Raw genomic sequence first — 26168 nt, forward strand, 5'->3', positions numbered from 1 at the left:
AGATTGTAAATAAAAATGTAAACTTTGTAAATAAAAACTTGACACGATGCATTATAGTCGAAATCTCCTGTACGGAAAAGGCAAGTACATCTTTGGATTGATACTGCTTTTGTTTATATCTGCAATCTGCACAGTTTTCAGTATGTCTGATAATGACGACTTTGCTATTGCAAGAAGGGAAATTTTGCTTCGGAGAATTGGACATGAATTACTTTTACAGTCGGGAGATAAAACATCAAGGGTTCTTCCCGTAAAAAAGATTGCTGAAAATGAGTACCAGATCAGGTTCGAGAATCAGTTTACTTTTCAAACAGATTCTTTGGTGAATATTACGCAGCGTTTGTTAGCCCAAGATCCATTCGCACAAGATTATGTTGTTAACGTAGTGAACTGTGAAAATACCAGTGTAGCTTATGGATATGCTATATCAAAAAATAAGAAAGATGATATTGTGCCATGTAAAGGAAGAAAACAGCCCAAAGCATGTTACATGATTAATATCAAATTTAAACCATTGGGTATATATACAGCAAAGAATAAATATTTTTTGGTAGGCGGTTTGTCATTTTTAGCATTTGTTGGATTTGTTTTTTTTAGATCTGCTAAGCCAAAAGTAACTTTATCTAATGATTCTGCTAATCTGTTCACTTTAGGTTCGGTATTATTTGATGCGAAAAACCGTAAGCTGATCATAAATGAAAATACATTAGACCTCACCGGAACAGAAACCCGTTTATTGCTCATTTTTGCATCATCTCCTAACGAAACCATAGCAAGAAGCCGACTGCAAAAAGAGATATGGGAAGATGAAGGTGTTATTGTGGGCCGTAGTCTGGATATGTTCATATCAAAACTTAGAAAAAAACTGGAACATGATCCAAATGTCCAAATTGTTGTTATACGTGGCAAAGGGTATAAGCTTAATATTACTTCTTAAGGAAGTTTCTATATAATATTGATTCCTTCAAATACTCCGTTAGGAGTTATATGTCGGTAGAAAAAAAACAAGAACCCAATAAAAATATCCCGTAGGGATTGTATTGGAAACCTATAAAATTGCATTTGTTTTTAGGTGATGCTTAGAAACCATTTTTTCATTATTGGGATTTTGAATTCTCTATTTTAGACAAAGATTTGTCATTTCGACTGAAAGGAGAAATCGCACAATCCCGAAGCTTCGGGACGCAAAGTATGTCACCAATCTTTGTCGATTCCCGAGTGCGATTTCTCCTTTCAGTCGAAATGACAATGTTTTGCGATTATTAGATTAATGTAGAAGATGTGGAGAAAAAAATAACATAAAAAAAACTCCATTAGAAATAATGGAGTTTTTTATGGCTTAAAAGGTTATTTTCCTTTTATTATTTTTTCGAGATATTCAACTTTATCTTTTTCGGCTTGGATTAATCGTTCATAAAGTTTTTCCTTTTCTTCGTAAAGTTCTACAACTTTATCAAGCGGATTGAATGAAGGTTGAACATTGACTCCATTAATTGTTGAACTGTCATGGCTATTAAATGTGTTGTTAATTACACTTAATATAATTTCATCACTATAACTTTTAATAGCTTCTGCTGAAACACCTAAAACTTCTGCAATAGCGTTTAGTTTTTCTTCATCAACAGTTTCACTTCCTTCAATATTAGAAACAGACTGTTGAGATACACCAATTGCAAAAGCAAGTGCTTCTTGCTTCATTCCTCTAAGCTCTCTAATTCGACTTATGTTTCGTCCTATATGTTTTGGTTTTAATATCGTGCTCATAATTCAAAGATAATAATTAAGTATAATAAACCGGAATTGTAAAAAACATAATTTAAAATGTAGATTACAAGTGTTCTTTGGGAGCGGTAAACAAAAATACAATTTTTCTGATAAGTATTTTGAATTTTAAACCCAAGCACTTTTACTCTGTTTTATTTCTATCAATAAGATTTGCCATATTAGAATTAAACAACGGAAGATTTTCATCTAAAGAAGAAAAGAAATCAAGATCGGCGTTTTCTACTTCAATAAGACCTTTTTGCAAAATTGTTTCGCCTGTATTTGTTAATCGAATGGTTTTTGCCCTTGTATCAGTTTCGTGTTCATGTCTGGTAATAAAACCTTTTTCTTCCAGTGTTCGCAATACTTTTGAAACCATCATTCTGTCAGAATTACTCTGGTTAGCAATATCAATTTGTGTTACAGAATCATTTTTTTTTGAAAGCCAGCCCAAAGCAGCCAGCAGCACAAATTGAGTCTGAGTTAAATCTAACGGATCTAAAACTTTTTTTAGTTTGCGCTGCCAAAGCATTGTTAGCTGCCCAAGTAAATACCCGGGGCTGTCTTTTGGACTTTTAAAATGAAAATTAATTTCCTTAGCCATAATAATGTTGAAGCATTTGTGTCAATATTAAAAATCAAGTTTATTGATTTCAAAGATAGCCATCAGAACCTTTAGTAAATTGGATAACGGAAATTTTTTCTTCCTTAATCTATTTTTAAAATCACTGATTATTTGCTTTTATTTTGTCTCCAAAAAAGTAAGTTTATAACCATCAAGATCTTTTACGTGGAAAGCTCTTCCAAACGGAGTTTCTATAATTGGTCCCGCTGTTGTTATTCCGTTTTCAATAAATTTCTCTTTTAATTTGTCTACATTTTCCGTAACAGCAAACCAAAGCGCTACGCCAACTCCTAATTCCCGATCTTCTAAAGGTTCAAGCGGAGTACGAATAGCAAAACTTGCTTTTCCTTCGTCGTATTTAAAAATACAAGCCTGCGGATTAGTATTTCCAACTTCAAACCCTAATTTCTTTTCGTAGAAGTCTTTTGATGCTTCTAAATTTTTTACCTGTAGTGATGCAAATGTAAGTTCTCTCATTTTTTCTAAAATTAAATTGTTGTCACAAATATAATATACGCGACAACAATATGCAAATGAATTTGCTTTTTTGATTTTGATTTTTAGAATTTACACAATCTTGTCATTTCGACTGAAAGGAGAAATCGCACTAGAAATTCTACAAAGTATGTCGCCAATCTTTGTCAATTCCCGAGTGCGATTTCTCGTTCCTCGAAATGACAATGCTTTGCGTTTATTAGATTAATGTAAAAGATGCGGAGAAAAAAAATAGACATAAAAAAAACTCCTTAAGAAAATTAAGGAGCTTATTTAAGAACTTTTTTATGATGTGAAGAACTGTTAGCTAAATCGATCAAAACCTATAACCTACGTTAAGTTCAATTTTATTGACAATATTATGATCTGTTTTATTTGCATTAAATAATAAGGCTCCATAACCGACGTTTAGTTCAAAAATAAATCCACTTTTTGTGGCCCATTTTCCACCTAAACCTGCACCAAGAGCAAAATCATAAACATCAGGATTTTCAATAAAAACGGAATGATCTTCTGAATCATATATTTTTTTTCCATCGATGGAAGTAAACATTCCAAATCCTTCAACAAAAAAGCCAGCGCCATATTTCTTTCCAAAATACCTTCTGTAGTATGGCGAGATAGAATAATTTAAATCTTCATTGTTTGTATTGTCATATACTTTAAAAAAAGAAAGTCCCAATGAGGACTTATGGTTTAAATGCCTTTCGTAACCTATCTCAAAAGATCCAGATAAAGGAGCAAGTACATTTAATTTAATTTCATTATTTTTCTGATAAGGATTTGAATCAATTTCATTTTGAGCCTGAACAGAAAAAAATGAAAGAACCATAAAAGTTGCCAAGTAATTTTTCTTCATAAAATTAGATTTGTTTAAGTAAGGTAAACATATAATAATTTATTTCTGAAGATGTTAAAATGTGTTAAGCGGCTTGTTAAATAATATCCAAATTAAAACAACGGATTTTACGGTTTATAAATCTCAGTTAAAAGTTATGATTTCAGGTCGGGTTTGTAATAGTAAAACGAAGAATAATATTTCTCACGTGCTAGCAGGAGAAGAAAAATTGAGCTTTATAAAAAGTAGATTGTAAAGCTACAAATCGAACATGTTTCTTACCGATTTGTAGCTATTATGGTAAGCCACTGTCAGCAGTAGTTTTAATTATAATACTCTGATATTGTAATAATTGTGCTTTTTTCTTTTTCTGAAATTTCTATCCCTTCAGAAATTAAATCGTCTTCTGGATCATCATCTTCAAACTCCAAAAAAAATGATGAATTACTATTATCAATTTTTTTAAATTGACCTTCAATAAGCTTTTTACAATAATTATTAAATTTAAATTTACAGGCTACATCGTTAATTTTTCTTATCAAGGTACTGTCTAATTCCTTATTTGGGTAGATATTGGTTTTAATTTCTACTGAACTGGCAAAATGGTCACAGCCGCCTTTATATACAGTTAGGGTATCACCATTGTATATTAATGTTGCTTTGTTACTTTTTGAATCCCAAACATATTTTTTGATTTCAAGTTCACTTAGCCATTCTTCTGTTATTTTTTTGTAATTGTCATCAAATACACAATCTGAATCGTTTTCTAATTCATCATCATCTATTTTAGCAACCGAATCGGATTTAACATTTTTAATTATAACATTTTCTGTTTTTGTCTTTTTTTCTGTACAAGAAAGGCTTATAATTAATATTAATACAGAATAGAATGTTTTTTTCATAAAATTACTCTTAAATAGGATATATGTTTAATGATGTTCGGCTTATTTACCTCAAAATTGGGTTGGTATGTCTGAATAATGTTGGCTTTTTTTTTGTTTTAAAAATAGAATTTTTATTTGATAAAACTTGAAGCGTGTCTCTTATCTGTTTAATATTTTTTCCTGCTCGCACATAAAAGAGGAATTGCATGATTTTAAAGTTTTAGATATTTTTTGAATAAGCATAAAAAAAGTCCTAATTTTCATTAGGACTTTTTTGTGGGGAGAGCAGGATTCGAACCTGCGAAGTTCACACAGCAGATTTACAGTCTGCCCTCGTTGGCCGCTTGAGTATCTCCCCAAATATGAAGGTGGATTTATAATCCTTGAACATTCGCAAAAGCGTAAAAAAAACTCCTTAATTTCTTAAGGAGTTTCTTGGTGGGCGATGAGGGGTTCGAACCCCCGACCCCCTCGGTGTAAACGAGGTGCTCTGAACCAGCTGAGCTAATCGCCCTATTTTACTAGGTTGCTATCGTTTGTGATTGCGAGTGCAAATATACGCTAGTTTTTGAGTTCTGCAAAGAAAATCGAATAAAAAATAAAACTTTTTTAAAAATAAGCTATATCTCTCTGTTTATGAATTTGTTATTAAATCGGTTTTTTTAGAGTTTTTTCTAAGATTTAAGTTTAGATTGTTACAAAGGCAATTCGGCAACGACAAAAGTGCTTCCGCCAACGTAAATAAAATCATTTTTTGAAGCGTTTTGTCTGGCTTTCGCGAAAGCGCTTTCAACAGAATCGTATTTTTCTCCAATTAAATTAAATTTCTCTGCCGCATTTTGAAGCGTTTCAGTTGGTAAACCTCTTGCCGAATTCGGACTGCAAAAATAATATTGTGCTTCTTTCGGGAAAAGCGGCAAAATAGAATCTAAATCTTTATCGTTTACAACACCCAAAACAATATGCAGTTTTTCATATTTTTCATTTTGAAGCTGATTCATCACAACAGCTAATCCGTGTTTGTTGTGCGCCGTGTCACAGATAATTTTGGGATTTTCGCCAAGCTGCTGCCATCTTCCTTGTAAACCCGTATTTTTTACGACATTCAATAAACCTTCTTTTAATTGTTCCGTCGAAACTTTAAAATTGGTTTGATTATTAAGAATCGAAATCGTCTGCTGAACCGTCTTTTTATTATGAAACTGATAATCTCCAATTAAATCAGACAAATAAATTTGATCAATTAAATCTGAAGCGAAAGAAATTGGTGCGTTGTTTTCTTCGGCTTTAGCCAAAAATATAGGCTGAGTTTCATCTGTATATTCTCCAATTACAACTGGAACATTTGGTTTAATAATTCCCGCTTTTTCGCCTGCAATGGCTTCAAGCGTATTTCCTAAAAATTGTGTGTGGTCTAAACCAATATTGGTAATTACAGAAACAAAAGGCGTAATAATATTAGTCGCGTCCAGTCTTCCGCCCAAACCAACTTCAATAATCGCGATATCTGTTTTTTCTGAAACAAAATAATCAAATGCCAAACCAACCGACATTTCGAAGAAACTCATATCATTAGCTTCAAAAAAATCTTTATGTTTGGAAATAAACTCGCAAACAAAATCTTCTGAAATTTCCTGACCGTTTACTTTAATCCTTTCCCTGAAATCTTTTAAGTGCGGCGACGTATACAAACCCACTTTATAACCTGCTTCCTGCAAAACCGAAGCCAGCATATGCGATGTTGATCCTTTTCCGTTTGTTCCCGCAACGTGAATCGTTTGTAATTTCTTTTCGGGATTACCAAGATGTTCTGCCAGTAACTTGATGTTTGTCAGGTCTTCTTTGTATGCCGAAGCACCCTGCAGCTGATACATTGGTAATTGATTAAACATCCAGTTTGTTGTTTCCTGATAGTTCATTTTGTTTGGATAAAATAGTTGCTGATTGAAATAATTTCCAGTTTTTTTAGTTTAATATAACAATGAAAATTATCTTTATTGCAAAATTGAAATATTTTTTAGAATTAATTATTAAAAACCAGAATTAAAATATGTTTAGCTCCATTCAACTACAAGCTGATACTCTCGCAAACGCCTCAAACGTAGTGATCGAAAAAATTGCTCACCCGGAAACCGAAATTTCTGTTTTAGGATTTATCTTAAAAGGAGGTTTCTTCCTTATACCAATTGCACTTTTATTGTTTTACACGATTTATGTAATTTTTGAACGCTACTTATATATCCAAAAAGCGTCAAGAATTGATGCCAGATTAATGCAGGATGTTGGCGATAAATTACACGCCGGAAACATTGAATTAGCCAGAACAATTGTAGAAAGAAACGACACGGCTGTTGGAAATATTTTAAAAGAAGGTGTTTTGGTAATTGGAAGACCAATTGCAGAAATCGAATCAAACATGGACCGCGCTGCCGATATTGAAATTGGTGAAATGGAAAGACGTTTAGGTCATTTAGGTCTTATCGCGGGTATTGCGCCAACGCTTGGTTTTATTGGAACTATTTCTGGAGTTATTAAAATTTTCTACAGTATTTCGGTTACAGAAAATATCAGTATCGGAAATATTTCAGGAGGTTTATACGAAAAAATGATCAGTTCCGGTTCAGGACTTATCGTGGGAATTATTGCCTATAGTGCTTACCATTTACTGAACGGAAAAATTGATGATTTTGCTTTAAAAATCCAGAAACAGATATTAGAATTTGTAAACATAATTCAAAGATCATAAGGTATGTCGATTAAGAGAAAAAGAAGATTTCACGCTGAGGTTGCGACTTCATCTTTAAGTGACATTATGTTTTTCCTGTTGTTGTTTTTCCTAATTATTTCAACACTGGCAAATCCGAATGTTATTAAGATGACGCTTCCAAAAGCGAAATCAAATGAAAAAACGAATAAACAATTAATCAGTTTATCGGTTACAGAAGACAAACAGTTTTATATCGACAAACAGCCCGTTGCTTTTGAAGAACTGGAAACCACTTTAATGAATAAAATTGGAGCAGATAAAGATCAAACGGTCGTAGTTAGAATTCCGTTTAATTTGCAAGTTCAGGATTTAGTCGATGTATTGCAGATAGGAGTGAAGAACAATTTGAAGTTTGTAATTGCAACGAGTCCGAAGTAAAATAATCATTAGGGCGTGACCACAATAAAAAAATGGGCCAATCAGCATAACGTTGATTCGCCCATTTTTTTATTCCGGTCGTCCCGATAGCTATCGGGAGCGCTACTTCGGTAGCCAGCTTCTATCCCTCACGCGAAGCAACACAATCAAAGTCCTTGCGAGGAACGAAGCAATCTCACTTTTATAAGTAAGCGCAATTTTGTCATTTCGACCGAAGGGAGAAATCTCCGCAAGGAACTCCGTAACGGGAATCTAATCTTTGTCGAGCTTCTTGTGGAGATTTCTCCCTTCGGTCGAAATGACAAACTGGACGAAAAAAGGCTTTCAGATTTCTGAAAGCCTTTTTGTATAATAATAGATTTCGTGAAAATCCGTGAAATTCGTGTTTTAATTCAAGTTAAAATTGTAAATAATCTTTCCAACTTGTTTGGCAGCTGCATTTTCATCGGCAGACCATTTTGTGTTTAATGCGGCTATTTTTGCTTGTTCTAATAAACAACTTGCCTTGTTTGTAGTTCCTTTTATTCCGGCAGTTGCACTCACGGTTTTCCCATTTTGATCTACTGTAACTTCGACTACAACTGTTCCTTCTTCGTTGCAAGTATATTTAGGAGCTGGTTTAGATAATGCTTTTCGACCATTTAAAGAATATCCTGATCCGCCGCCAGAACCACCGCCGCTTCCTGGTCCGTAACCGCTTCCTGTACCAATTCCATTTCCGGTTCCGTTACCGCCTCCGGTTCCTCCGCCTGAGCCGCCAGATCCGTAATAACCTTTAGAGTTTAAATCTCCTCCCAGTTTTCCTTTATTTCCTGCTGCTTTATCATCGCCGTCGCCGCCTTTTTTCGAACCTTTTAAAATGCTTGACAAAGCATCGTTTGTAGAATTTGAAACTTTAGGTTTTTCAGGAACAGGTTTTTGTATTGGTTTTTCAACCGGAACAGGTTTTTTAGGTTTTTCTTTTACAGGAATTACAACATCAGTTTCATCAGCTTTTGTATTTTCCTGAGAAATAATAGCTTCTTCTTCAACTGCTTTTGCCGGAGCTTGTTTTACTTCATTTTTCACCTCCAGAACTTCGCTTTTATAATTGGCTCCGGAACCTAAATCGCTGTCGCCAAAATTTACCGTTACGCCGCCACCGCCGCCACCGCCATCTGCAAGTGCGACGTTATTTTCTGGATTATATGGAGGCCAAAAACGTATAAAAAACAGCAATACAATGATTGCCGCATATATAGCAGTTGTGAGTAGTAATGATTTCTTTTTATCTGAAGAAATAGTGAAACTCATTGTAATTCTGAATTTTGAAATTGTATTAAATAAAAACGTTTAAAAGTACTAAAAATTGTTTAGACTGAAAGAGCTGTGTGTAATTTAACCGCAAAGTCCGCTAAGGTTTTACGCAAAGAACGCAAAGTTTTATCTGTTTAGATTTGTGTAAATCTGTGGGCTGAATAGGAGGTAAAGTTCTCAAAGCTGGGATTTGTTTTAACGCAAAGTTCGCTAAGGTTTTACGCAAAGAGCGCAAAGTTTTTTCTGTTTAGATTGTGTAACTCTTTGTGGTGAATAGAAGGCAAAGTTCTCAAAGCTGGATCTTATTTTTAACCGTAAAATTTTACCTGTTTAAATTTGTGTAAATCTGTGGGCTAAAAATTCACAAAGCAGGAATCCAAATAATCCTTTTAATCTGTGGCAAAAAAAACGAGCCATATTTGGCTCGTTTATATATAAAGTATAAAATAAATTATACTAACTGTTTCAATGCGATTTCAAATGCCGTTGCACTGATATTTGTTTTTGATGAATTTAATGCGTGCGCTTTTACAATTGCATTTTTTATAATTTCAGAAGTATCGTTGAAAATAGCCTCATCCGTCATTTGCACTTTTTTCTCCATGAAATAAGCAAAAACTCTCGCCATTCCGCAATTAGAAATAAAATCCGGGATTAAACTCACTTTATGATCAACTTCTTCCATAATAGGACCGAAGAAAATTGCTGCATCAGCAAAAGGAACATTCGCTCCGCAAGAAATAACTTCTAATCCATTTGCGATTAAGCTGTCGATTTGGTTTTGAGTAACCAATCTTGAAGCTGCGCAAGGTGTGAAAATTTCAGCACCAATTGTCCAGATTTTAGAATTGATTTCCTCAAACGGAATCATATTATCGGCAACTAATTTATTTCCGTCTTTATTTAAAAACAACGTTCTGATTTCTTCAAAAGAAAAACCATCTTCTTTAATTAATCCGCCATCGCGATCAATAATTCCAATCACTTTTGCGCCCATTTCAGCTAAATAAAAAGCAGCTGCAGAACCAACGTTTCCAAATCCTTGTACGATTGCTTTTTTGCCTTTAATGTCTCCGCCGTAAGTTGCGTAGAAATGACGAACCGCTTCGGCAACTCCATAACCGGTAATCATATCAGCAACAGTATATTTTCTTGTAACATCTGGTGAGAATTTTGGGTTTTCGATAACCTTAATTACACCCTGACGTAATTGACCAATTCTATTAATTTTATCCGCTTCTGTAGGTTTAAAATGTCCGTTGAAAACACCTTCCTGCGGATGCCAGACACCACATTCCTCTGTCATTGGGATTACTTCGTGAATTTCATCAACATTTAAATCTCCACCAGTTCCGTAGTAACTTTTTAATAATGGAGAAACCGCTTTGTACCAACGCTGTAAAACTCCTTTTTTGCGAGGATCATTCGGGTCAAAATTTATTCCAGATTTAGCGCCGCCAATAGCCGGACCCGAAACAGAAAATTTAACTTCCATTGTTTTGGCCAGTGACAAAACTTCGTTCATGTCTAAGCCTTTTCTCATTCTTGTTCCTCCGCCGGCAGCTCCTCCGCGCAGCGAATTAATTACAGTCCATCCTTCAGCTTCTGTTTCAGAATCTTTCCAGTTAAAAACAATTTCAGGTGCTTTATTTTCAAATTGTTGTAATAAATCTTTCATTTTGTTGTGATATGTTTATTTTGTGTAAATGTATAAAATAGAATAATGCGAATAATGTATTTTGCATCAAATTTATTAAACAAAAAAGAAAAGCCGAAAACTATTCGGTTTTCGGCTTTTTGAATATGTAAAATTTTAAGGATTATATTCCTAATAAGTGTTTTTTCAAAGTTTCATCAACTGGTTTATCAGAAAGCCAGATTCCGAATAATGCTTTTTTGAAATCAAATCCCTGAACTTTTCCTTTCAAAACTTCATTTTTAAAAACATTGATAGTTTGATCCAGCGGATTGTAAGCTAAAACGAACACATCTTTTTCTGTAATAGCATCGCTTAAGTATGTTTTGAATTGTTCGATTCTTGGTCGTAATTGTTCCAGATTGCTTCCTGCCGATTTTTCGAAACCAACATTCATTGCTTTGGTTAATTTATTTGAAGAAACCATAGACGATGTGATTTCAATTCGAATCGCCATTTCGGTATCGCTGTCAATAATAAATTTTGGATCCTGGCTTAATTGAGATAAATACAAAGCCTGCACATAAACTTCTAACCACATTTTAGATCTGCCGCCAGCGCCGTTAAGCTGCAAAGTTTTGTTTTGATAATCTATCTTTCTAGGAACAGTAACGCCATTTACCTCTAAATGAGTCTGGGCAGAAACTGCTGAAAATTGTAAAGTTAAAAGGAGTGTAAGTACTAGTAAAATCTTTTTCATGTTCTGTCAATTATTTAATTTTAAGGCAAAAATAATGTTAATTTATCAATATTATTGTCTTTTTTTAGAAGTTTTTTTTTGGAAGTTTTTTATTTTTTTTTACTCTATCGGTTTAGTAATCAAATTAGTAGGACTAACTTTACGTAGATTTACGCGCTTTAGGAAATGTTTAATCTTTTCTGCGGAGAAAATAGCTTAAAATTTACTTTTTTGAGGTTTTTAAATTGCATTTTTTCATCTTGTATTTTACAAAAAACGCTGCAAAATTATAGTCTGTTTGAAGCAAATCATAAATTATTACGAAAACGTTATCGTTATTCTTGTCGATCTATTAAATTTATATGCATGCATTGTAAAATCCGCATTTAAAAATTATCTTTGGAAGCCTTTTAACCATAAATTGGCTTTTCAAAAAAAAACAAATAAAAAACCACGAAAACTGAATTCTAAATTCAGTTTAGAAAAAACAATAAAATAAAACTATGGATTTTAATCTTACCGAAGAACATTTGATGATTCAGCAAGCTGCAAGAGATTTTGCTCAAAATGAATTATTACCCGGAGTTATTGAACGCGACGAGAAACAAATTTTTCCAACCGAGCAGGTTAAAAAAATGGGTGAACTTGGGTTCATGGGAATGATGGTTGATCCAAAATACGGCGGAAGCGGACTTGATGCAATTTCTTATGTTATTGCAATGGAAGAAATTTCTAAAGTTGATGCTTCGGCTTCTGTAGTAATGTCTGTAAATAATTCTTTGGTTTGCTGGGGATTACAAGAGTTTGGTACAGAAGAACAAAAACAAAAATATTTACCGGGATTAGCTTCAGGTCAAATTCACGGAGCTTTTTGTTTAAGCGAGCCGGAAGCAGGAAGTGATGCAACTTCGCAAAAAACAACTGCGATTGATATGGGCGACCATTATTTGGTAAACGGAACAAAAAACTGGATTACAAACGGAAACACAGCTTCTGTATATTTAGTAATTGCACAAACGCATCCTGAATTGAAACATAAAGGAATCAATGCTTTGATCATGACGAAAGATATGCCAGGTTTTTCTGTTGGTCCAAAAGAACAAAAAATGGGAATTCGCGGTTCTGATACACACTCTTTAATGTTTAGTGATGTAAAAGTTCCGAAAGAAAATAGAATTGGTGAAGACGGTTTCGGATTTAAATTTGCTATGAAAACGCTTGCCGGAGGTAGAATTGGTATTGCGTCTCAGGCATTAGGAATTGCTTCCGGAGCTTATGAACTGGCTTTGAAATATTCTAAAGAGCGTAAAGCTTTTGGAACAGAAATCTGCAACCACCAGGCAATTGCTTTTAAACTGGCAGACATGGCGGTGAATATCGAAGCAGCACGTCATTTATGTATGAAAGCGGCTTGGGATAAAGACCAGCATAAAAATTATGACGTGAGTGGTGCAATGGCAAAATTATTTGCTTCGCAAGTTGCAATGGACACGGCAGTTGAAGCAGTCCAGATTCACGGAGGAAATGGTTATGTAAAAGAGTATCATGTAGAGCGTTTTATGCGCGATGCAAAAATCACTCAGATTTACGAAGGAACTTCAGAGATTCAAAAAATCGTTATTTCAAGATCTGTTATCGCAGGATAATTTTTCTCTTAAATATATTTAAAACCCTTTCAGGCTTTCTGCTTCGAAAGGGTTTTTTGTTGTCCAGCTAAACTATAATTTGAACGCTGATGACGCGGATTCGCTATCGCGAAGACACAGATTGACGCGGATTTTTTATTTTCAAAAATAATAGAAATCCGTTTTATCGGCGTTTTCGCGGTAGCGAATCTGTATAATCCGCGTGCTTAAAACTTATCAGAAAGATAATCACGCAATTGTTAAATTAATTACATTTACACCAACAGATTTAATTTTTATGTACGAAGATTTAAAATATTGGTACTTGCGGGATCATAAATTGTTTAGAACGCTGAGTTATTCACAAATCAAGCAATTGTGTATTATTACCGGTTTTAAAAAAGCAGCAAAAGGAGAAATCATTTATTTTTCTTCTTCAGATGTACCCCGTATCTTTTTACTTAAAAAAGGAAATATAAAAATTGTTGCCATTGATGATGATGGCAATGAAACGATAAAAGACATTATTCAAAAAGGAGATTTATTTGGCGAATTGACTTTAGAAACAGATAATAAAGTCGAAGAATATGCAAAAGTACTTTCTGATGATGTGGTAATCTGCAGTTTTTTAATGTCTGATTTTGAAGATTTATTGCTGCGAAATCCAACATTGGCTATTTCATATACCAAATTTGTTGGTTTAAAAATGAAGCGTGTTAAAAATAGTTATGCCAATTTAATTTCTAAAGATGCCAAAACGAGATTGTACCAATTCCTAAAAGACTGGGCAGAACAAGAAGGTGTTAGAAACGGAAATACAGTTGCAATTGAAAATTATTTAACCCAAAATGATATTGCGCAAATCATCTGTACTTCAAGACAGACTGCTACGCAATTACTAAATGAAATGGAAACCAACCAGCTCATAAGTTATAACAGAAAAGAAATTATCATTCAGGATATAACCAAATTATAATTATTTTAAGCGAAGTGTAAATTAGCCGACATTTTGCTTTTTCATAGTACAATAATTTTACATCATCAAAAAGATGTAAAACCACTACACTATGAAAAAAATGCTTTTAATTTTTGTGGCAGCGCTAACCTCGGCTGCTCACGCGCAAAGCGAGATTCCTAAATCTGCGCTTGATATTGCTCCTTTATTAATAGGAGAAAAAATCCCGGAGTTTACTTTAAAAACTGCTGAGAATGCAGATGTAAACCTTTCAGAATTACTTAAAAAGAAAAAAACAGTTCTTGTTTTTTATCGCGGCGGCTGGTGCCCGTATTGCAATTTACATTTGCAGGCATTGGCTGGAGCCGAAAAACAAATCATCGACTTAGGTTATCAAATTATAGCCGTAAGTCCGGATTCTCCAGAAAATTTAAAAATTACAGAAGAAAAGGACAAAGTAAAATACACCTTACTTTCTGATTCAAAAGGAGAATTGATAAAAGCCGTAGGAATTGCTTATCAGGTTCCGGAAAACTACAAATCAGTAATTAACGTACATTCTAAAGGAATCAATACCAGTTTGCTGCCTGTTCCTTCTGTTTTTGTTGTTAATACTGAGGCCGATATCCTTTTTGAATATATCTCGCCAGATATTAAACAGCGTATTTCCACAGAATTATTAGTGTCAGTATTAAAAAACCTTAAATAAAACAAAGATGAAAAAGATAGTATTATTGTTATTGATTTTAGTTTCAGGCAGTTCATTTGCTCAAAATGATGCCAAAAGAGTGAGCCAGTATAATTTAGAAAATAAAACAGGGATTCAGGGTTATGATCCGGTTGGGTATTTTAATCAGGGAAAAGCAGTTAAAGGGAAAAAAGAAATTTCAACTTCCTATCAGGGAGTGACTTATAATTTTTCATCGGCTGAAAATAAAAATGCGTTCTTAAAAAATCCATCAAAATATGAACCTCAATATGGCGGATGGTGCGCTTATGCAATGGGAAGTGCAGGTAAAAAAGTAGAAATTAATCCAGAGACTTTTAAAATCAGTGATGGAAAACTTTATCTGTTCTACAATGCTTATTTTAATAATACGCTGAAAAGCTGGAATCCGGATGAAGCAGAGTTAAAAGTGAAGGCCGATAACAACTGGAAAAAAATATACAAATAACTCGAAGCTATGAAAAACGAAATTATACAATGGATTTTGAGAATAACGGCTTCAGTAATTTTATTGCAAACCTTGTTTTTTAAATTCAGCGGGGCAGAAGAAAGTATTTATATTTTCTCGACTTTAGGCGTAGAACCATACGGAAGAATTGGTTCTGCAATTGCCGAATTAATTGCTGCAATTTTGATTTTAATACCGAAAACAATCTGGCTTGGTGCTTTTGGCGCAGCCGGAATTATGATTGGAGCTATTTTGTCTCACTTATTTGTTTTAGGTATTGAGGTTCAAAACGACGGCGGATTACTTTTTGCTTTAGCTGTTATTACATTATTATGCAGTTTAGGTTTGCTTTATTTCAATAAAAACAAATTGTTTAATCTTCTAAATTAAAAGTTATGTTACTAAAATCAATACGCCGCAGTTTAGATGAGTTAACAGATTTATTAAATCAATTATCTGATAAAGATTATTCAAAATCCTGCCAGGCTTTAAGCAATGCCACTATTGGCGAACACACAAGACATATCCTTGAAATGTTTCAATGTCTTCAAAACGGATACGAGTCGGGAATTATAAATTATGATAACCGCGAGAGAAATATCAGAATTCAAACCGAAACCGAATTTGCAAAACAATGTATTACCGAAATTAAAGCTGGATTGCAAAGCGAGAATAAAATAATGTTTCTGGAGCAGTTTATTGACGGACTTAATATGAGAATTCAAAGTAATTATTATAGAGAATTGCTTTATAATTTGGAACATTGCGTGCATCATCAGGCTTTAATAAAAGTGGCTGTACTGCAATTTGAAAATATTTTAGTAGATGACAATTTTGGCGTAGCGCGCTCGACTATCGAATATAGAAAACAATGTGTACAGTAAGTTTTATTAATAATAAAGGAGTTGCCATTATTACTTCAAACCGGGACGAAAAAGTAATTCGTCCCGGTGCTGTTGTGCCAAGAAATTATTGTCACAACGGTAAAAATATAATGTATCCAAAAGATTCAAAAGCAGGAGGAACCTGGTTTGCAATGGATGAAAACGGAACTGTTTTGGTTTTATTAAATGGCGGAATTACAAAACACATTCCCGCACTTCCGTATAGAAAAAGCCGCGGATTAATTGTTCTGGATATTATCGAAAAGGATTCACCAAAAGATTTTTGGAAACAAATTGATCTCGATAATATAGAACCTTTTACGCTGGTTCTATATCAGGAAAAAGTTTTGTATGAATTGATTTGGGATGGTTTCAGTAAAAGAACAACAAAGCTGGATGAAACCCAAAACTACATTTGGTCATCGGTTACTTTATATCCTGAGGAAATTAGAAAAGAAAGAGCCAATTGGTTCTTTGATTTTGTAAAAGATAAAAATGAAATCTCGGCTCTGGATATGCTCGATTTTCATAAAAATACACACAGCGATGACGCGCAAAATGGTTTAATCATTAACAGAGAAAATGTGATGAAAACCTTAAGTGTGACGCAAGTAGTTACTGAACAAAATAAAGGCGCAATGAAATATTACGACTTAATAAAAACAGAAGATTTTTCAACCTCTTTTATTCGAATTTAAAATGTAAACCTATGAAACTATTTTTTCACAAAGTAACCAATTGGGAATATTGGCCCTTTCAGGTTTTGTACTTTCCTATTTATTTTCTTTGGGCTTATTATGCAGTCAAAGCAAGATCAATTTTCTTCTTTAATGCCTCCAATCCCAAAATTAAAAATGGCGGTTTTATTATGGAAAGTAAAAAACAGATTTACGATTTACTGCCCAAAAAACATTATCCCAAAACAGTTTTGATTCGGGAGAAATCGGAGTTAAAAGATATAGTCAATTTATTGGTCGAAAAACAAATCTATTTTCCCTTAATCGCAAAACCAGATATTGGATTGCGAGGTTCCGGCGTAAAGAAAATCAAAACAGTTTCAGAATTGACTGATTATGCGAGTAAAGCAAATTTTGATTTTTTACTGCAGGATCTTATTCCGTTTGAAAAAGAAGTCGGTATTTTTTATGTACGCCGTCCGCTTCAAAAAAACGGAAAAATTACAGGAATTGTTTCTAAAGAATTTTTGATCGTAACCGGTGACGGAAAATCTACTATTGAAGATTTAATCAAACAAACTCCCAGATTTGAACTACAGTTTGAGGTTTTAAAAGAAGAATATGGAGAGGAATTGCAACGAATTTTGCCTAAAGACGAAACATTAAATTTAGTTCCGTTTGGGAATCATGCCCGAGGCGCAAAATTTTTGGACGGCAGCGATTGGATAACACCAGAATTAACAAAGACAATTAATGAAGTTGCAACTCAAATTCCGGGATTCTATTTCGGACGTTTCGATATCATGTATAACACATTTGAAGAATTAGAACGAGGAGAAAATTTTCAAATTGTAGAACTCAACGGAGCCGCGAGCGAGCCTACACATATTTACGATCCTAAACATTCCGTATGGTTTGCTTGGAAAGAACTGGCAAGACATATTACTTATATGTATGAAATAAGTGTTGAAAACCATAAAATGGGAGTTCCCTATTTAGATTACAAAGTAGGAATGCGCGAATACAAATTGCATTTGGCACAAAACAATAAAATCATGAATTTTTAAAAATGAAAAGTTTAAAAAATAGCTTAGTTGGATTTGTCGTGAGTTTTCTGGGATCAATTCCGTTAGGATATTTAAACCTTGTTGGATTAGAAATTTATACCAAATCAGGACTTCATGATTTAGTTTTCTTTTTATTTGGAGTTATTGTAGTCGAAACTTTTGTTATTTATTTCACGCTGCTTTTTGCTAAACAACTCATGAACAATAAAAAATTAATGAAGATTATTGATTTTTTTGCGGTAGGATTTATGTTTGTTCTGGCCTTTGCTTTTTATTTCAATTTTAATCAGGAAACAAAATCAAACGGAATTTTACAGAACTATTTAATCTATTCTCCGTTTGTAATTGGGATTATTTTAAACTGTTTCAATTTTTTACAGCTGCCTTTTTGGGCGAGCTGGAATTTATATTTGCTTAACGGAAAGTACATTACCATCGAAAGAAAGTTAAAATATTATTATATTGCAGGAACTTTGATTGGTGTTTTTTTTGGGATGTTTAGTTTGATTGTAATTTTGCAGACTTTTTTTCAAAAAACGAATCATTTTTCAGAGTATATAATACCGGTTTTTATTCCCGCTTTTTTTATAATTCTGGGAAGTATTCAGGTATTTAAAGTGTATAAAAAATATTTTAAATCAGCAGTTTTAGAAATTTAATCTAAAGAGCATCAAATTTTCGTTTATGAAAAAACTATACTTTCTACTTCCATTAGTTTTTATTGCTTGTAAAACAAGTACACCAACAGTCAGTGAAAAAGAATCGAAATCAGAATCAACTGAGATCACTTATAAAGTGGAAGAATCTGAAGTTTCTGATTTTTTAAAATTTCTTTCTTCAGATGAATTAGAAGGACGTGAAACGGGAACAAAAGGAATAGAAAAAGCGGCAGTTTTTTTAGAAGATTTCTTTAAGAAGAATAATGTAAAACCGTATTTCGCTTCTTATCGAGATACGTTGACTAATTTTAAATCTCCGGCTTTTAATATTGTTGGCGTTTTAGAAGGAACAGATCCGGTTCTTAAAAATGAATATGTTGTTTTAAGCGCGCACTACGATCACATCGGAATTGAAAAAAAGAAACAAGCAGATCAAATTTTTAATGGTGCCAATGATGATGCTTCGGGCGTAACTGCTGTTGCGCAATTGGCAAAATATTTCAGTAAAACCCATTCTAATAAAAGAAGTATTCTTTTTGTGTTTTTTGCTGGAGAAGAAAAAGGGCTTTTGGGATCAAAAAGTATGGCTCCGAAACTTAAAGCAAAGAACTTTAATTTATATACTCAATTAAATATCGAAATGATTGGCGTTCCTATGAAACGTGATTATTTGGCATACATTACAGGTTTTGATAAATCGAATATGGCCGAAAAAATAAATGAATATACGGGGAAAAAGACAATTGGATTTTTACCAAAAGAAGCCGAATATAAATTGTTTTACAGATCTGATAATTTTTCGTTTTTTGAAGCTTTCGGGAAACCGTGCCAATCTATAAGTACTTTTGATTTTGAAAATTTCGATTTTTATCACCACGTTTCAGATGAATTTAAAGTAATGGATATTCCGCATATGACGGCTTTTATTCAGGAGTTTTTACCAGCAGTAACTAAAATTGCGACAACTCCAACAGAAGAAATTACAATGAATAAATAACAGTTCATTATTTTGGTTTTGCTTATTTTTGCTGCATGAAAAATATTATTGTTACCGGAACGAGTAGAGGAATTGGATATGAATTAGCATTGCAGTTTGCCAATGCCGGAAATCAGGTTTTAGCGATTTCAAGAAAAATTCCACAAACACTATTAGAACATCAAAATATTACTTGCCTTTCGATTGATTTGGCAGATGAAATAGCATTGAATGAAGTTGATCATTTTCTTTCTTCAACATGGAAAAAAGTAGATGCTGTAGTTCATAATGCAGGTGCTTTGATCTGGAAGCCTTTTGAAGAAACCACTCAGGCTGATTTTGAGAGAATTTATAAAGTAAATGTTTTTGGAGTGGCAAATCTTACAAGAATTTGTCTTCCATATTTGCAAAAAGGAAGCCACGTTGTAACTATAAGTTCAATTGGCGGCGTAAGAGGAAGTTTGAAATTTGCAGGATTAGCGGCTTACAGTTCCAGTAAAGGCGCTGTAATTACTTTAACCGAATTATTAGCAGAAGAATATAAAGAGAAAGGTATTTCGTTTAATGTTCTAGCTTTGGGTTCTGTACAAACCGAAATGCTAAATGAGGCTTTCCCAGGGTATCAAGCTCCAATTTCTGCTGAAGGAATGGCGACTTATATTTATGATTTTACATTAAATGGAAATAAATATTTTAATGGAAAAGTTTTAGAGGTTTCGTCAACTAATCCGTAATTGAAATTCCAATTTTTAAATTCCAAATTCCAATTGAAAAACAACTCATAACTCATACTTTATAATTCATAATTATTTTGAGCGATACATTAGCAAAATACATTCCGGAACATGCAGTAAAGCCTGTTTTTGATTTGATTGTAGCCAATCAGGTTCATCTTAAAATCGTAAATGAGCGTCAGACGCGTCATGGTGATTATAGGAGAGGGCCGAGCGGTAAACATGAGATTACGGTTAATGCGAGTTTAAATAAGTACCGATTTTTGATTACACTGATTCATGAAATTTCCCATTTAGTTGCTTTCGAAAAATTTGGAAGAAATATAAAACCACACGGAAATGAATGGAAATATTCTTTTCAACGTTTAATGGTTCCTTTTATAAGACCAGAAATATTTCCGAGTCATTTACTGCCTTTATTGGCGCGTCATTTTAAAAATCCTTCGGCAAGTAGTGATACAGACACGACTTTATCTTTGGCACTAAAACAATACGATAAAGAGAGTGATAAGAACTATGTTTTTGAAATTCCCTACGGAAGTATCTTCCGAATTAAAAACGGAAAAATATTCAAGAAAATAGCCGTTAGAACAAAACGTTTTGAATGCCTCGAAATAAGTTCAGGAAAGACCTATCTATTTAACCCAAATGCTGAGGTTGAACTTTTGCCGGGTAATCATTAGAATATAAAAATTCCAATATATTAAATTCCAAATTCCAATTTTATTAAGATTGGGATTTGGAATTTTTTTATTGAGATTTCCTGTTTCATTTGGAATTTTTAAAACACTATATTTAGAAAATTATTTCATTCTTATAAATAGATTATGATAAAAAAACTACTTCAGATTACTTTTGTTCTAATGCTTTCGAATTCAATTTATGCACAAGAAACCAATAAAACTTCAAATCCAATAATTTATTTTGAAGGTTTTGGAGGACCTACAATTGGTCAGAGTGTCGGTATTTCCGGAGGTTTGGAATTGAATTATCAAACCGGAGAAAATCTTTTTACTTTTAGATTTACAAATGCAGTAGGATATTCTGAAAGATCAGATAATTATATCATAATGCCGAGATATTATAAATCTGAAGACAATAAAGAATATGCTTTTTTATATGGAAGACGCTGGCTGAGCTCTAATCATTCTTATAGCGTTTCGGTTGGGGTTAGCCGCAATAATTTAGAAATGAAAAAACTAATAGAATCAATTGATCCTGAAGAGTTTGAATCTGAAAAGGTTTTTTCTGCTAAATCTATAAGTTATTATGGTGTACCCTTTGAAGCTAATTACAAATGGTTTTATTCAAAAAAGAAATCCAGACTAATCTATAATGCCATAATTCCAAGTGTTGGTGTTAAGCTTTTTGGAAATTTTGGAAAATACACTTTTATTGGCGCAGGAGTGACGGTTGGTTTAGGTTTAAGCAAAAAATATTAGAGAGAATTATTATAAAAATTCCAATAAAAAAATTCCAAATTCCAATCTTAGTAAATTGGAATTTGGAATTTTTTTAATTGAAATTTAAAAAGCTTCTAGCCTTTCAAATAAGCTTCGCGTACTTTTTTAAACAAATTTGAAGAGTAAACAAATTTTACAATGTCTTTGTTGTCAGTTATAAAGATTTCTTCCTTAGTTCCCTGCCACGCTTTTACTCCTTTTTTTAAGAAAACAATATTCTCTCCAATTTCCATTACAGAGTTCATATCGTGCGTATTAATTACGGTTGTGATATTGTATTCTTCTGTAATTTCCTTAATTAAATTATCAATCAAAGTTGAGGTATTTGGATCAAGACCAGAGTTTGGTTCATCACAAAACAAATACTTTGGATTATTTACAATCGCACGGGCAATCGCCACACGTTTCTGCATACCTCCAGAGATCTCTGAAGGAAGTTTTTTGTGTGCATCAACCAAGTTTACTCTTTCTAAAACAAAATCAACGCGTTCTTTTATTTTAGCTTTATTATCGTTTGTGAACATCTTTAGAGGGAAAGCGACATTTTCTTCAACAGTCATTGAGTCAAATAAGGCACTTCCCTGAAAAACCATTCCAATTTCAGTTCTTAATTCTCTTTTTTCATCCGGATCTAATTCAGAATAAACTCTACCATCAAATTCAATTGTTCCAGAATCTGGTGTATGAATTCCTAGTAAAGTTTTTAATAAAACAGTCTTACCAGATCCACTTTGTCCAATAATCAAGTTGGTTTTTCCAGTTTCAAAAACGGTAGAGACACCTTTTAAAACTTTACTGTCACCAAATGATTTTTCTATATTTTTTACTTCTATCATTATCCTAATAATAATTGAGTTAATATATAATTAAAAAGAATAATACAAACAGATGTCCAAACAAATGACACCGTACTTGCTTTACCCACTTCTAATGCTCCACCTTTCATGTAATATCCGTGAAAAGATGGAATTGTAGCTAATAACATTGCAAAAATTAAAGTTTTAATGAAGGCATATGTAATGTGAAACGGAATAAATTCCATTTGAGCACCCTGAATAAAATCCTGACTGGTCGAAAATCCGCCGTATGCACAAGCAAGCCATCCGCCAAAAATTCCCAAAAACATACTAATACCAATTACAAAAGGGTACATTAATAAAGCTACTATTTTAGGGAAAACAAGGTAATTTAAGGAATTAACTCCCATAACTTCTAAAGCATCAATTTGCTCTGTAACACGCATTGTCCCGATACTTGAAGTAATGTAAGATCCCATTTTTCCGGCCATAATTACCGAAATAAAAGTAGGAGCAAACTCCAAAATTACCGATTGACGTGTAGCAAAACCAATTAAATATTTTGGGATTAATGGATTAGTTAAGTTTAAAGCCGTTTGGATGGCAACAACTCCTCCAATAAAAAAAGATATAAAGCAAACGATACCAAGAGAGTCGATTATTAAGTCATCGATTTCTTTGAAAATCAAATTTTTCATAACAGGCCATTTGGTCTGTTTATTGAAAATTTCTTTAAGCATTAAAAAATATCTTCCTATTTGGGATAAATAACGAATTAGCATCATAAGTTTTACAAATATTGGCTAAATTAAGGATTAGTTTACAGTTTACCGTTTCACTTTACAGTTTTTTAAGTTTTAAAAAACTAGAAAAGCTTTTGTTTCATTTTTTGTAAACGGTAATTTCTAATAAATTTAGCTTGTTCAGAGGTAACTAATAAAGGAGTTTTAGCTTTTTTAGCTTTCAAAAATCCTTTGATATAATCTAAAAAGAGGAAAGGTTTTTTCTTCATCATCGCCAGTTTTGCCGAAGCAATTGCCGTGATCCAAAAACCATAACCTAAAGTATAAAAAGCTTCGCCTTGTTTATAACGAGCTGTTTTGTTGTAATTAGCGCCTGTTGGTTTTAAATGTTTTACATGTAAAGATTCATCGGTAACAATTTTCCAATCGTAATATTTACAAAGTAATTCATCTACAGTATCCCAACCCATTGCAGGTTTTAAACCGCCAATTTGCTGAAAAGTTTCCTTGCGATATGCTTTTAAAGCACCGCGAATATGGTCTTTGTCGGTTAGGTTTTCAAGAACCCATTCGCCGTTTTTGTCGATATAACAAAATCCGCCAACCATTCCGATTTTGGGATCAGATTCGAAATGTTTAATTATGGTTTCGAAATAATTAGAAGGAAAAATTAAATCGCCGTCTATCTTTACAATAATATCATAATCAGAATCCAGCGTTTCAAAACCTTTCTGGAAAGCCTGAATTACTTTACTTCCCGGAAGGTGAATCGCATCTGAAGTTTTGTTAACAACAGAAATAAACGGATTATCCTTTGCAAAACTCAAAACAACTTCTTCTGTTTTATCAGTAGAATTGTCATTTACAACCACAACTTTTGATGGCAAAACAGTTTGAGAAACCAATGATTGTAAAGTCAGGCCAATTAAATCTTGCTCGTTGTGCGCGGGAATGACGATATAGTACTTCATGTGAAAAATTTTAGATTTTAGATTTTAGATTTTAGATTGTGTGAAAGTCATCTATAAATCAAAAATCAAAAATCGTTAATCTGCAATCTTAGTTCTTGACTTTTTCAGCAACAACAAGATAATATCTCGGAGTGAAATATCTTAATAAAGGTCTCAATCCAAACTTTTTTACTGGGTGTGTAAACTGTAAACGGTCTGTTATTTTCCATCCCGTTTTTTCTAAAAGCCAGTCTAACTGCCAGTCTTCAAATTCATGATAATGTCTGTCCCACATATCAGTTTTTGAGCGATATGCCGGTGAAAACCATAAACGTAACGGAATTGAAATTAGCAATTTATCACATTTTACATTTTCTAAAATCGTGTATGGATTTAGCAAATGTTCGAAAATTTCAAATGCTGTAAAAACAGTATAATCTTCTGTTTGCAAAGCCGTTTGATCGTTGTCTAAATCTTCGCCTTTTGTATTTTTTACGGTATACCCATTTTCTTCCATTATTTTAGAAAACGGATTTGGAACACCAAAATCAAAAATGGTCTCTGATGTGCTAACGTGCTTTTGTAAAAACTCTAAGGTAAGTTTGAATCTCTTATTCGGAAATGTTTTTTCGTACATTTTTTATTTTTTATCAGCAAAGGCGCAAATATACTAAAAAAGTCCGCACTATTAAGATGCGGACTTTTTTAGTTTTCAGTCTCAGTCACAGTTTACAGTCTGTTAAACTGAATACTGTGACTGTAAACTGAGACTAGTGTCTATAAACAAAAGCATTGATATTCATCCCGGCTCCTACAGAAGCAAAAATGATAACATCACCTTTGTTGATTTCTTGATTTTCAATTTTTCCCTGAAGGATTAAATCGTATAAAGTTGGAACGGTTGCAACGCTGCTGTTTCCTAAATCATGAATACTCATTGGCATAATAGCTGCAGGAGCCGTTTTGTCGTATAATTTGTAGAAACGTTCGATAATGGCTTCGTCCATTTTTTCATTTGCCTGATGAATCAGGATTTTTTTCACATCGTCGATGGCAATTCCGCTTTGATCCAAACAGCTTTTCATTGCTAATGGAACATTGCTCAAAGCAAACTCGTAAATTTTACGACCGTACATTTTGATGTATTTAATATCTGGATCTAAATCTGGATTGTATGATTTTCCGAAGAAAAGATAATTTGCTTCATCATTAGCATAAGTAGCACTTTCATAAGATAAAAGACCAGATTCATCAGTTGAAGCTTCTAAGATAGAAACTCCGGCTCCGTCAGAATAAATCATCGAATCACGATCGTGATCATCAACAACTCTTGAAAGCGTTTCGGCACCAATTACCATCACTCTTTTTGCCATTCCAGATTTAATGAATGCATTGGCTTGAAGAACTCCCTCAATCCAGCCCGGACATCCAAAAAGAATATCGTAAGCCACACATTTAGGATTTTTAATACCTAATTTGTTTTTAACACGAGTCGCTAAACTTGGTAAAATATCAGTTTGATGCGTTCCGGTTTTTACATCGCCAAAGTTGTGGGCAAAAATAATGTAGTCTAAAGTTTCGGCATCGATTTTTGCATTTGCAATTGCTTTTTCAGCTGCAAAAAAGGCTAAATCTGATGCTGTATATTGAGGTTCGGCATAACGGCGATTTTCGATTCCGGTAATACCTTTAAATTTTTTTATTACGACTTCATTCGGGTAACCAAAAGGGGTTCCATCTTCATTCAAAAAAATATGCTTGTCAAAATCTGTGTTTTTTACTTCTAAATTAGGAATATAACTCCCAATGCCAATAATTTTTATTTTCATTTTTTCCCTTAATTATCCGATAAATTTCCTGCTAAAGTATAAATAAAAACATGATAACTATCATAAAAAATACTATGCACGCATATAATTATGAAATAACTATTTTTTGAATGATATAATGGTTATTTTCTAATGATTTTTTAATTTTTCCGAGATTTCAAACGATTGAAGTGAAAGTCGTAGTAAAAGTTTTTTTTGTTTCAGGTTTCAGG

General features: G+C 33.2%; 30 protein-coding genes and 2 tRNA genes. 16 read left to right on the forward strand and 16 right to left on the reverse strand.

Annotated features, from left to right (window positions below; translation table 11 throughout):
* Positions 1–142 precede the first annotated feature (142 nt).
* Positions 143–937: a winged helix-turn-helix domain-containing protein gene (locus APR43_RS06065; RefSeq protein ID WP_240514935.1), complete on the forward strand. Its 795-nt coding sequence runs from the start codon at positions 143–145 to the stop codon at positions 935–937.
* A 410-nt stretch (positions 938–1347) separates the two neighbouring features.
* Here the strand turns inward: APR43_RS06065 and APR43_RS06070 are convergent, their stop codons facing one another.
* The 8 genes from APR43_RS06070 to APR43_RS06105 form a co-directional block, all read right to left on the reverse strand.
* Entirely contained in the window at positions 1348–1764 is a 417-nt protein-coding gene (locus APR43_RS06070) for a helix-turn-helix domain-containing protein (RefSeq protein WP_053470757.1), read from the reverse strand.
* Positions 1765–1906: 142 nt separating this feature from the next.
* Entirely contained in the window at positions 1907–2368 is a 462-nt protein-coding gene (locus APR43_RS06075; RefSeq protein WP_053470758.1) for a MarR family winged helix-turn-helix transcriptional regulator, read from the reverse strand.
* 138 nt (positions 2369–2506) lie between these two features.
* On the reverse strand, positions 2507–2866 hold the full coding sequence (locus APR43_RS06080) for a VOC family protein (protein WP_053470759.1): 360 nt from the start codon (positions 2864–2866) through the stop codon (positions 2507–2509).
* Positions 2867–3200: 334 nt separating this feature from the next.
* Positions 3201–3743: a DUF3575 domain-containing protein gene (locus APR43_RS06085; RefSeq protein ID WP_053470760.1), complete on the reverse strand. Its 543-nt coding sequence runs from the start codon at positions 3741–3743 to the stop codon at positions 3201–3203.
* A 302-nt stretch (positions 3744–4045) separates the two neighbouring features.
* Positions 4046–4624 carry a hypothetical protein gene (locus tag APR43_RS06090; protein ID WP_053470761.1) on the reverse strand — a complete coding sequence of 193 codons (579 nt, stop codon included), beginning with the start codon at positions 4622–4624 and terminating at the stop codon, positions 4046–4048.
* Between the two features lie 259 nt (positions 4625–4883).
* Positions 4884–4964 (reverse strand) — tRNA-Tyr (locus tag APR43_RS06095).
* Positions 4965–5042: 78 nt separating this feature from the next.
* Positions 5043–5120 (reverse strand) — tRNA-Val (locus tag APR43_RS06100).
* A gap of 181 nt (positions 5121–5301) precedes the next feature.
* Positions 5302–6525: a bifunctional folylpolyglutamate synthase/dihydrofolate synthase gene (locus tag APR43_RS06105; RefSeq protein WP_053470762.1), complete on the reverse strand. Its 1224-nt coding sequence runs from the start codon at positions 6523–6525 to the stop codon at positions 5302–5304.
* A gap of 131 nt (positions 6526–6656) precedes the next feature.
* Here APR43_RS06105 and APR43_RS06110 point away from each other — a divergent pair, with 131 nt between their 5' ends.
* Together APR43_RS06110 and APR43_RS06115 are read left to right on the forward strand one after the other, a co-directional pair.
* Entirely contained in the window at positions 6657–7352 is a 696-nt protein-coding gene (locus APR43_RS06110; RefSeq protein WP_053470763.1) for a MotA/TolQ/ExbB proton channel family protein, read from the forward strand.
* Between the two features lie 3 nt (positions 7353–7355).
* The gene (locus tag APR43_RS06115) at positions 7356–7751 is read left to right on the forward strand and encodes an ExbD/TolR family protein (protein WP_053470764.1); all 396 of its coding nucleotides are present in this window, start codon (positions 7356–7358) and stop codon (positions 7749–7751) included.
* A gap of 387 nt (positions 7752–8138) precedes the next feature.
* Here the strand turns inward: APR43_RS06115 and APR43_RS06120 are convergent, their stop codons facing one another.
* From APR43_RS06120 to APR43_RS06130, 3 genes are all read right to left on the reverse strand, one after another.
* On the reverse strand, positions 8139–9044 hold the full coding sequence (locus APR43_RS06120; RefSeq protein WP_053470765.1) for a hypothetical protein: 906 nt from the start codon (positions 9042–9044) through the stop codon (positions 8139–8141).
* A gap of 454 nt (positions 9045–9498) precedes the next feature.
* Positions 9499–10725, reverse strand: coding sequence for a Glu/Leu/Phe/Val dehydrogenase dimerization domain-containing protein (locus APR43_RS06125; RefSeq protein WP_053470766.1), 1227 nt, complete (start codon positions 10723–10725; stop codon positions 9499–9501).
* Positions 10726–10867: 142 nt separating this feature from the next.
* Positions 10868–11443 carry a chalcone isomerase family protein gene (locus APR43_RS06130; protein WP_053470767.1) on the reverse strand — a complete coding sequence of 192 codons (576 nt, stop codon included), beginning with the start codon at positions 11441–11443 and terminating at the stop codon, positions 10868–10870.
* Positions 11444–11925: 482 nt separating this feature from the next.
* Here APR43_RS06130 and APR43_RS06140 point away from each other — a divergent pair, with 482 nt between their 5' ends.
* The 13 genes from APR43_RS06140 (at position 11926) to APR43_RS06200 (ending at position 21616) form a co-directional block, all read left to right on the forward strand.
* The gene (locus APR43_RS06140) at positions 11926–13068 is read left to right on the forward strand and encodes an acyl-CoA dehydrogenase (protein WP_053470769.1); all 1143 of its coding nucleotides are present in this window, start codon (positions 11926–11928) and stop codon (positions 13066–13068) included.
* Between the two features lie 277 nt (positions 13069–13345).
* On the forward strand, positions 13346–14023 hold the full coding sequence (locus APR43_RS06145; protein WP_053470939.1) for a Crp/Fnr family transcriptional regulator: 678 nt from the start codon (positions 13346–13348) through the stop codon (positions 14021–14023).
* A gap of 91 nt (positions 14024–14114) precedes the next feature.
* A complete protein-coding gene (locus tag APR43_RS06150; protein WP_053470770.1) occupies positions 14115–14711 on the forward strand; it encodes a peroxiredoxin-like family protein in 597 nt (198 codons plus the stop codon).
* A 7-nt stretch (positions 14712–14718) separates the two neighbouring features.
* A complete protein-coding gene (locus APR43_RS06155; RefSeq protein ID WP_053470771.1) occupies positions 14719–15177 on the forward strand; it encodes a YHS domain-containing (seleno)protein in 459 nt (152 codons plus the stop codon).
* Between the two features lie 9 nt (positions 15178–15186).
* Positions 15187–15567, forward strand: a complete 381-nt coding sequence (locus APR43_RS06160; RefSeq protein WP_053470772.1) for a DoxX family membrane protein — start codon at positions 15187–15189, stop codon at positions 15565–15567.
* A gap of 5 nt (positions 15568–15572) precedes the next feature.
* Entirely contained in the window at positions 15573–16061 is a 489-nt protein-coding gene (locus tag APR43_RS06165; protein ID WP_053470773.1) for a hypothetical protein, read from the forward strand.
* Positions 16049–16759, forward strand: a complete 711-nt coding sequence (locus tag APR43_RS06170; RefSeq protein ID WP_053470774.1) for an NRDE family protein — start codon at positions 16049–16051, stop codon at positions 16757–16759. Before APR43_RS06165 ends, APR43_RS06170 begins: the two co-directional genes overlap by 13 nt.
* An 11-nt stretch (positions 16760–16770) precedes the next feature.
* Positions 16771–17805 carry a D-alanine--D-alanine ligase gene (locus APR43_RS06175; RefSeq protein WP_053470775.1) on the forward strand — a complete coding sequence of 345 codons (1035 nt, stop codon included), beginning with the start codon at positions 16771–16773 and terminating at the stop codon, positions 17803–17805.
* A 2-nt stretch (positions 17806–17807) separates the two neighbouring features.
* Positions 17808–18464, forward strand: coding sequence for a hypothetical protein (locus APR43_RS06180; protein WP_053470776.1), 657 nt, complete (start codon positions 17808–17810; stop codon positions 18462–18464).
* 25 nt (positions 18465–18489) lie between these two features.
* Positions 18490–19461, forward strand: coding sequence for a M28 family peptidase (locus APR43_RS06185; RefSeq protein ID WP_053470777.1), 972 nt, complete (start codon positions 18490–18492; stop codon positions 19459–19461).
* A gap of 35 nt (positions 19462–19496) precedes the next feature.
* Positions 19497–20174 carry an SDR family NAD(P)-dependent oxidoreductase gene (locus APR43_RS06190; RefSeq protein ID WP_053470778.1) on the forward strand — a complete coding sequence of 226 codons (678 nt, stop codon included), beginning with the start codon at positions 19497–19499 and terminating at the stop codon, positions 20172–20174.
* Between the two features lie 77 nt (positions 20175–20251).
* A complete protein-coding gene (locus APR43_RS06195; RefSeq protein ID WP_053470779.1) occupies positions 20252–20857 on the forward strand; it encodes a SprT-like domain-containing protein in 606 nt (201 codons plus the stop codon).
* Positions 20858–21001: 144 nt separating this feature from the next.
* Positions 21002–21616, forward strand: coding sequence for a hypothetical protein (locus tag APR43_RS06200; RefSeq protein WP_053470780.1), 615 nt, complete (start codon positions 21002–21004; stop codon positions 21614–21616).
* Between the two features lie 95 nt (positions 21617–21711).
* Here the strand turns inward: APR43_RS06200 and APR43_RS06205 are convergent, their stop codons facing one another.
* From APR43_RS06205 to APR43_RS06225, 5 genes are all read right to left on the reverse strand, one after another.
* A complete protein-coding gene (locus APR43_RS06205; RefSeq protein WP_053470781.1) occupies positions 21712–22473 on the reverse strand; it encodes an ABC transporter ATP-binding protein in 762 nt (253 codons plus the stop codon).
* Complete coding sequence (locus tag APR43_RS06210) at positions 22473–23219, reverse strand: MlaE family ABC transporter permease (protein ID WP_053470782.1); 747 nt, start codon at positions 23217–23219, stop codon at positions 22473–22475. The genes APR43_RS06205 and APR43_RS06210 overlap by 1 nt, the downstream gene beginning before the upstream one ends.
* An 80-nt stretch (positions 23220–23299) precedes the next feature.
* Complete coding sequence (locus APR43_RS06215; RefSeq protein ID WP_053470783.1) at positions 23300–24148, reverse strand: glycosyltransferase; 849 nt, start codon at positions 24146–24148, stop codon at positions 23300–23302.
* 88 nt (positions 24149–24236) lie between these two features.
* A complete protein-coding gene (locus APR43_RS06220; protein WP_053470784.1) occupies positions 24237–24764 on the reverse strand; it encodes a methyltransferase in 528 nt (175 codons plus the stop codon).
* 133 nt (positions 24765–24897) lie between these two features.
* Positions 24898–25956 carry a 3-oxoacyl-ACP synthase III family protein gene (locus APR43_RS06225; protein ID WP_053470785.1) on the reverse strand — a complete coding sequence of 353 codons (1059 nt, stop codon included), beginning with the start codon at positions 25954–25956 and terminating at the stop codon, positions 24898–24900.
* Between the last annotated feature and the right edge of the window lie 212 nt (positions 25957–26168).

This window comes from Flavobacterium sp. NLM (assembly GCF_002210235.1).
In the GTDB taxonomy this organism is placed as follows: domain Bacteria; phylum Bacteroidota; class Bacteroidia; order Flavobacteriales; family Flavobacteriaceae; genus Flavobacterium; species Flavobacterium panici.

Coding starts and splice junctions, on each gene's coding strand:
- APR43_RS06065 (WP_240514935.1), top strand. CDS start 143: ATGTCTGATAATGACGACTTTGCTATTGCAAGAAGGGAAATTTTGCTT.
- APR43_RS06070 (WP_053470757.1), bottom strand. CDS start 1,764: ATGAGCACGATATTAAAACCAAAACATATAGGACGAAACATAAGTCGA.
- APR43_RS06075 (WP_053470758.1), bottom strand. CDS start 2,368: ATGGCTAAGGAAATTAATTTTCATTTTAAAAGTCCAAAAGACAGCCCC.
- APR43_RS06080 (WP_053470759.1), bottom strand. CDS start 2,866: ATGAGAGAACTTACATTTGCATCACTACAGGTAAAAAATTTAGAAGCA.
- APR43_RS06085 (WP_053470760.1), bottom strand. CDS start 3,743: ATGAAGAAAAATTACTTGGCAACTTTTATGGTTCTTTCATTTTTTTCT.
- APR43_RS06090 (WP_053470761.1), bottom strand. CDS start 4,624: ATGAAAAAAACATTCTATTCTGTATTAATATTAATTATAAGCCTTTCT.
- APR43_RS06105 (WP_053470762.1), bottom strand. CDS start 6,525: ATGAACTATCAGGAAACAACAAACTGGATGTTTAATCAATTACCAATG.
- APR43_RS06110 (WP_053470763.1), top strand. CDS start 6,657: ATGTTTAGCTCCATTCAACTACAAGCTGATACTCTCGCAAACGCCTCA.
- APR43_RS06115 (WP_053470764.1), top strand. CDS start 7,356: ATGTCGATTAAGAGAAAAAGAAGATTTCACGCTGAGGTTGCGACTTCA.
- APR43_RS06120 (WP_053470765.1), bottom strand. CDS start 9,044: ATGAGTTTCACTATTTCTTCAGATAAAAAGAAATCATTACTACTCACA.
- APR43_RS06125 (WP_053470766.1), bottom strand. CDS start 10,725: ATGAAAGATTTATTACAACAATTTGAAAATAAAGCACCTGAAATTGTT.
- APR43_RS06130 (WP_053470767.1), bottom strand. CDS start 11,443: ATGAAAAAGATTTTACTAGTACTTACACTCCTTTTAACTTTACAATTT.
- APR43_RS06140 (WP_053470769.1), top strand. CDS start 11,926: ATGGATTTTAATCTTACCGAAGAACATTTGATGATTCAGCAAGCTGCA.
- APR43_RS06145 (WP_053470939.1), top strand. CDS start 13,346: ATGTACGAAGATTTAAAATATTGGTACTTGCGGGATCATAAATTGTTT.
- APR43_RS06150 (WP_053470770.1), top strand. CDS start 14,115: ATGAAAAAAATGCTTTTAATTTTTGTGGCAGCGCTAACCTCGGCTGCT.
- APR43_RS06155 (WP_053470771.1), top strand. CDS start 14,719: ATGAAAAAGATAGTATTATTGTTATTGATTTTAGTTTCAGGCAGTTCA.
- APR43_RS06160 (WP_053470772.1), top strand. CDS start 15,187: ATGAAAAACGAAATTATACAATGGATTTTGAGAATAACGGCTTCAGTA.
- APR43_RS06165 (WP_053470773.1), top strand. CDS start 15,573: ATGTTACTAAAATCAATACGCCGCAGTTTAGATGAGTTAACAGATTTA.
- APR43_RS06170 (WP_053470774.1), top strand. CDS start 16,049: ATGTGTACAGTAAGTTTTATTAATAATAAAGGAGTTGCCATTATTACT.
- APR43_RS06175 (WP_053470775.1), top strand. CDS start 16,771: ATGAAACTATTTTTTCACAAAGTAACCAATTGGGAATATTGGCCCTTT.
- APR43_RS06180 (WP_053470776.1), top strand. CDS start 17,808: ATGAAAAGTTTAAAAAATAGCTTAGTTGGATTTGTCGTGAGTTTTCTG.
- APR43_RS06185 (WP_053470777.1), top strand. CDS start 18,490: ATGAAAAAACTATACTTTCTACTTCCATTAGTTTTTATTGCTTGTAAA.
- APR43_RS06190 (WP_053470778.1), top strand. CDS start 19,497: ATGAAAAATATTATTGTTACCGGAACGAGTAGAGGAATTGGATATGAA.
- APR43_RS06200 (WP_053470780.1), top strand. CDS start 21,002: ATGATAAAAAAACTACTTCAGATTACTTTTGTTCTAATGCTTTCGAAT.
- APR43_RS06205 (WP_053470781.1), bottom strand. CDS start 22,473: ATGATAGAAGTAAAAAATATAGAAAAATCATTTGGTGACAGTAAAGTT.
- APR43_RS06210 (WP_053470782.1), bottom strand. CDS start 23,219: ATGATGCTAATTCGTTATTTATCCCAAATAGGAAGATATTTTTTAATG.
- APR43_RS06215 (WP_053470783.1), bottom strand. CDS start 24,148: ATGAAGTACTATATCGTCATTCCCGCGCACAACGAGCAAGATTTAATT.
- APR43_RS06220 (WP_053470784.1), bottom strand. CDS start 24,764: ATGTACGAAAAAACATTTCCGAATAAGAGATTCAAACTTACCTTAGAG.
- APR43_RS06225 (WP_053470785.1), bottom strand. CDS start 25,956: ATGAAAATAAAAATTATTGGCATTGGGAGTTATATTCCTAATTTAGAA.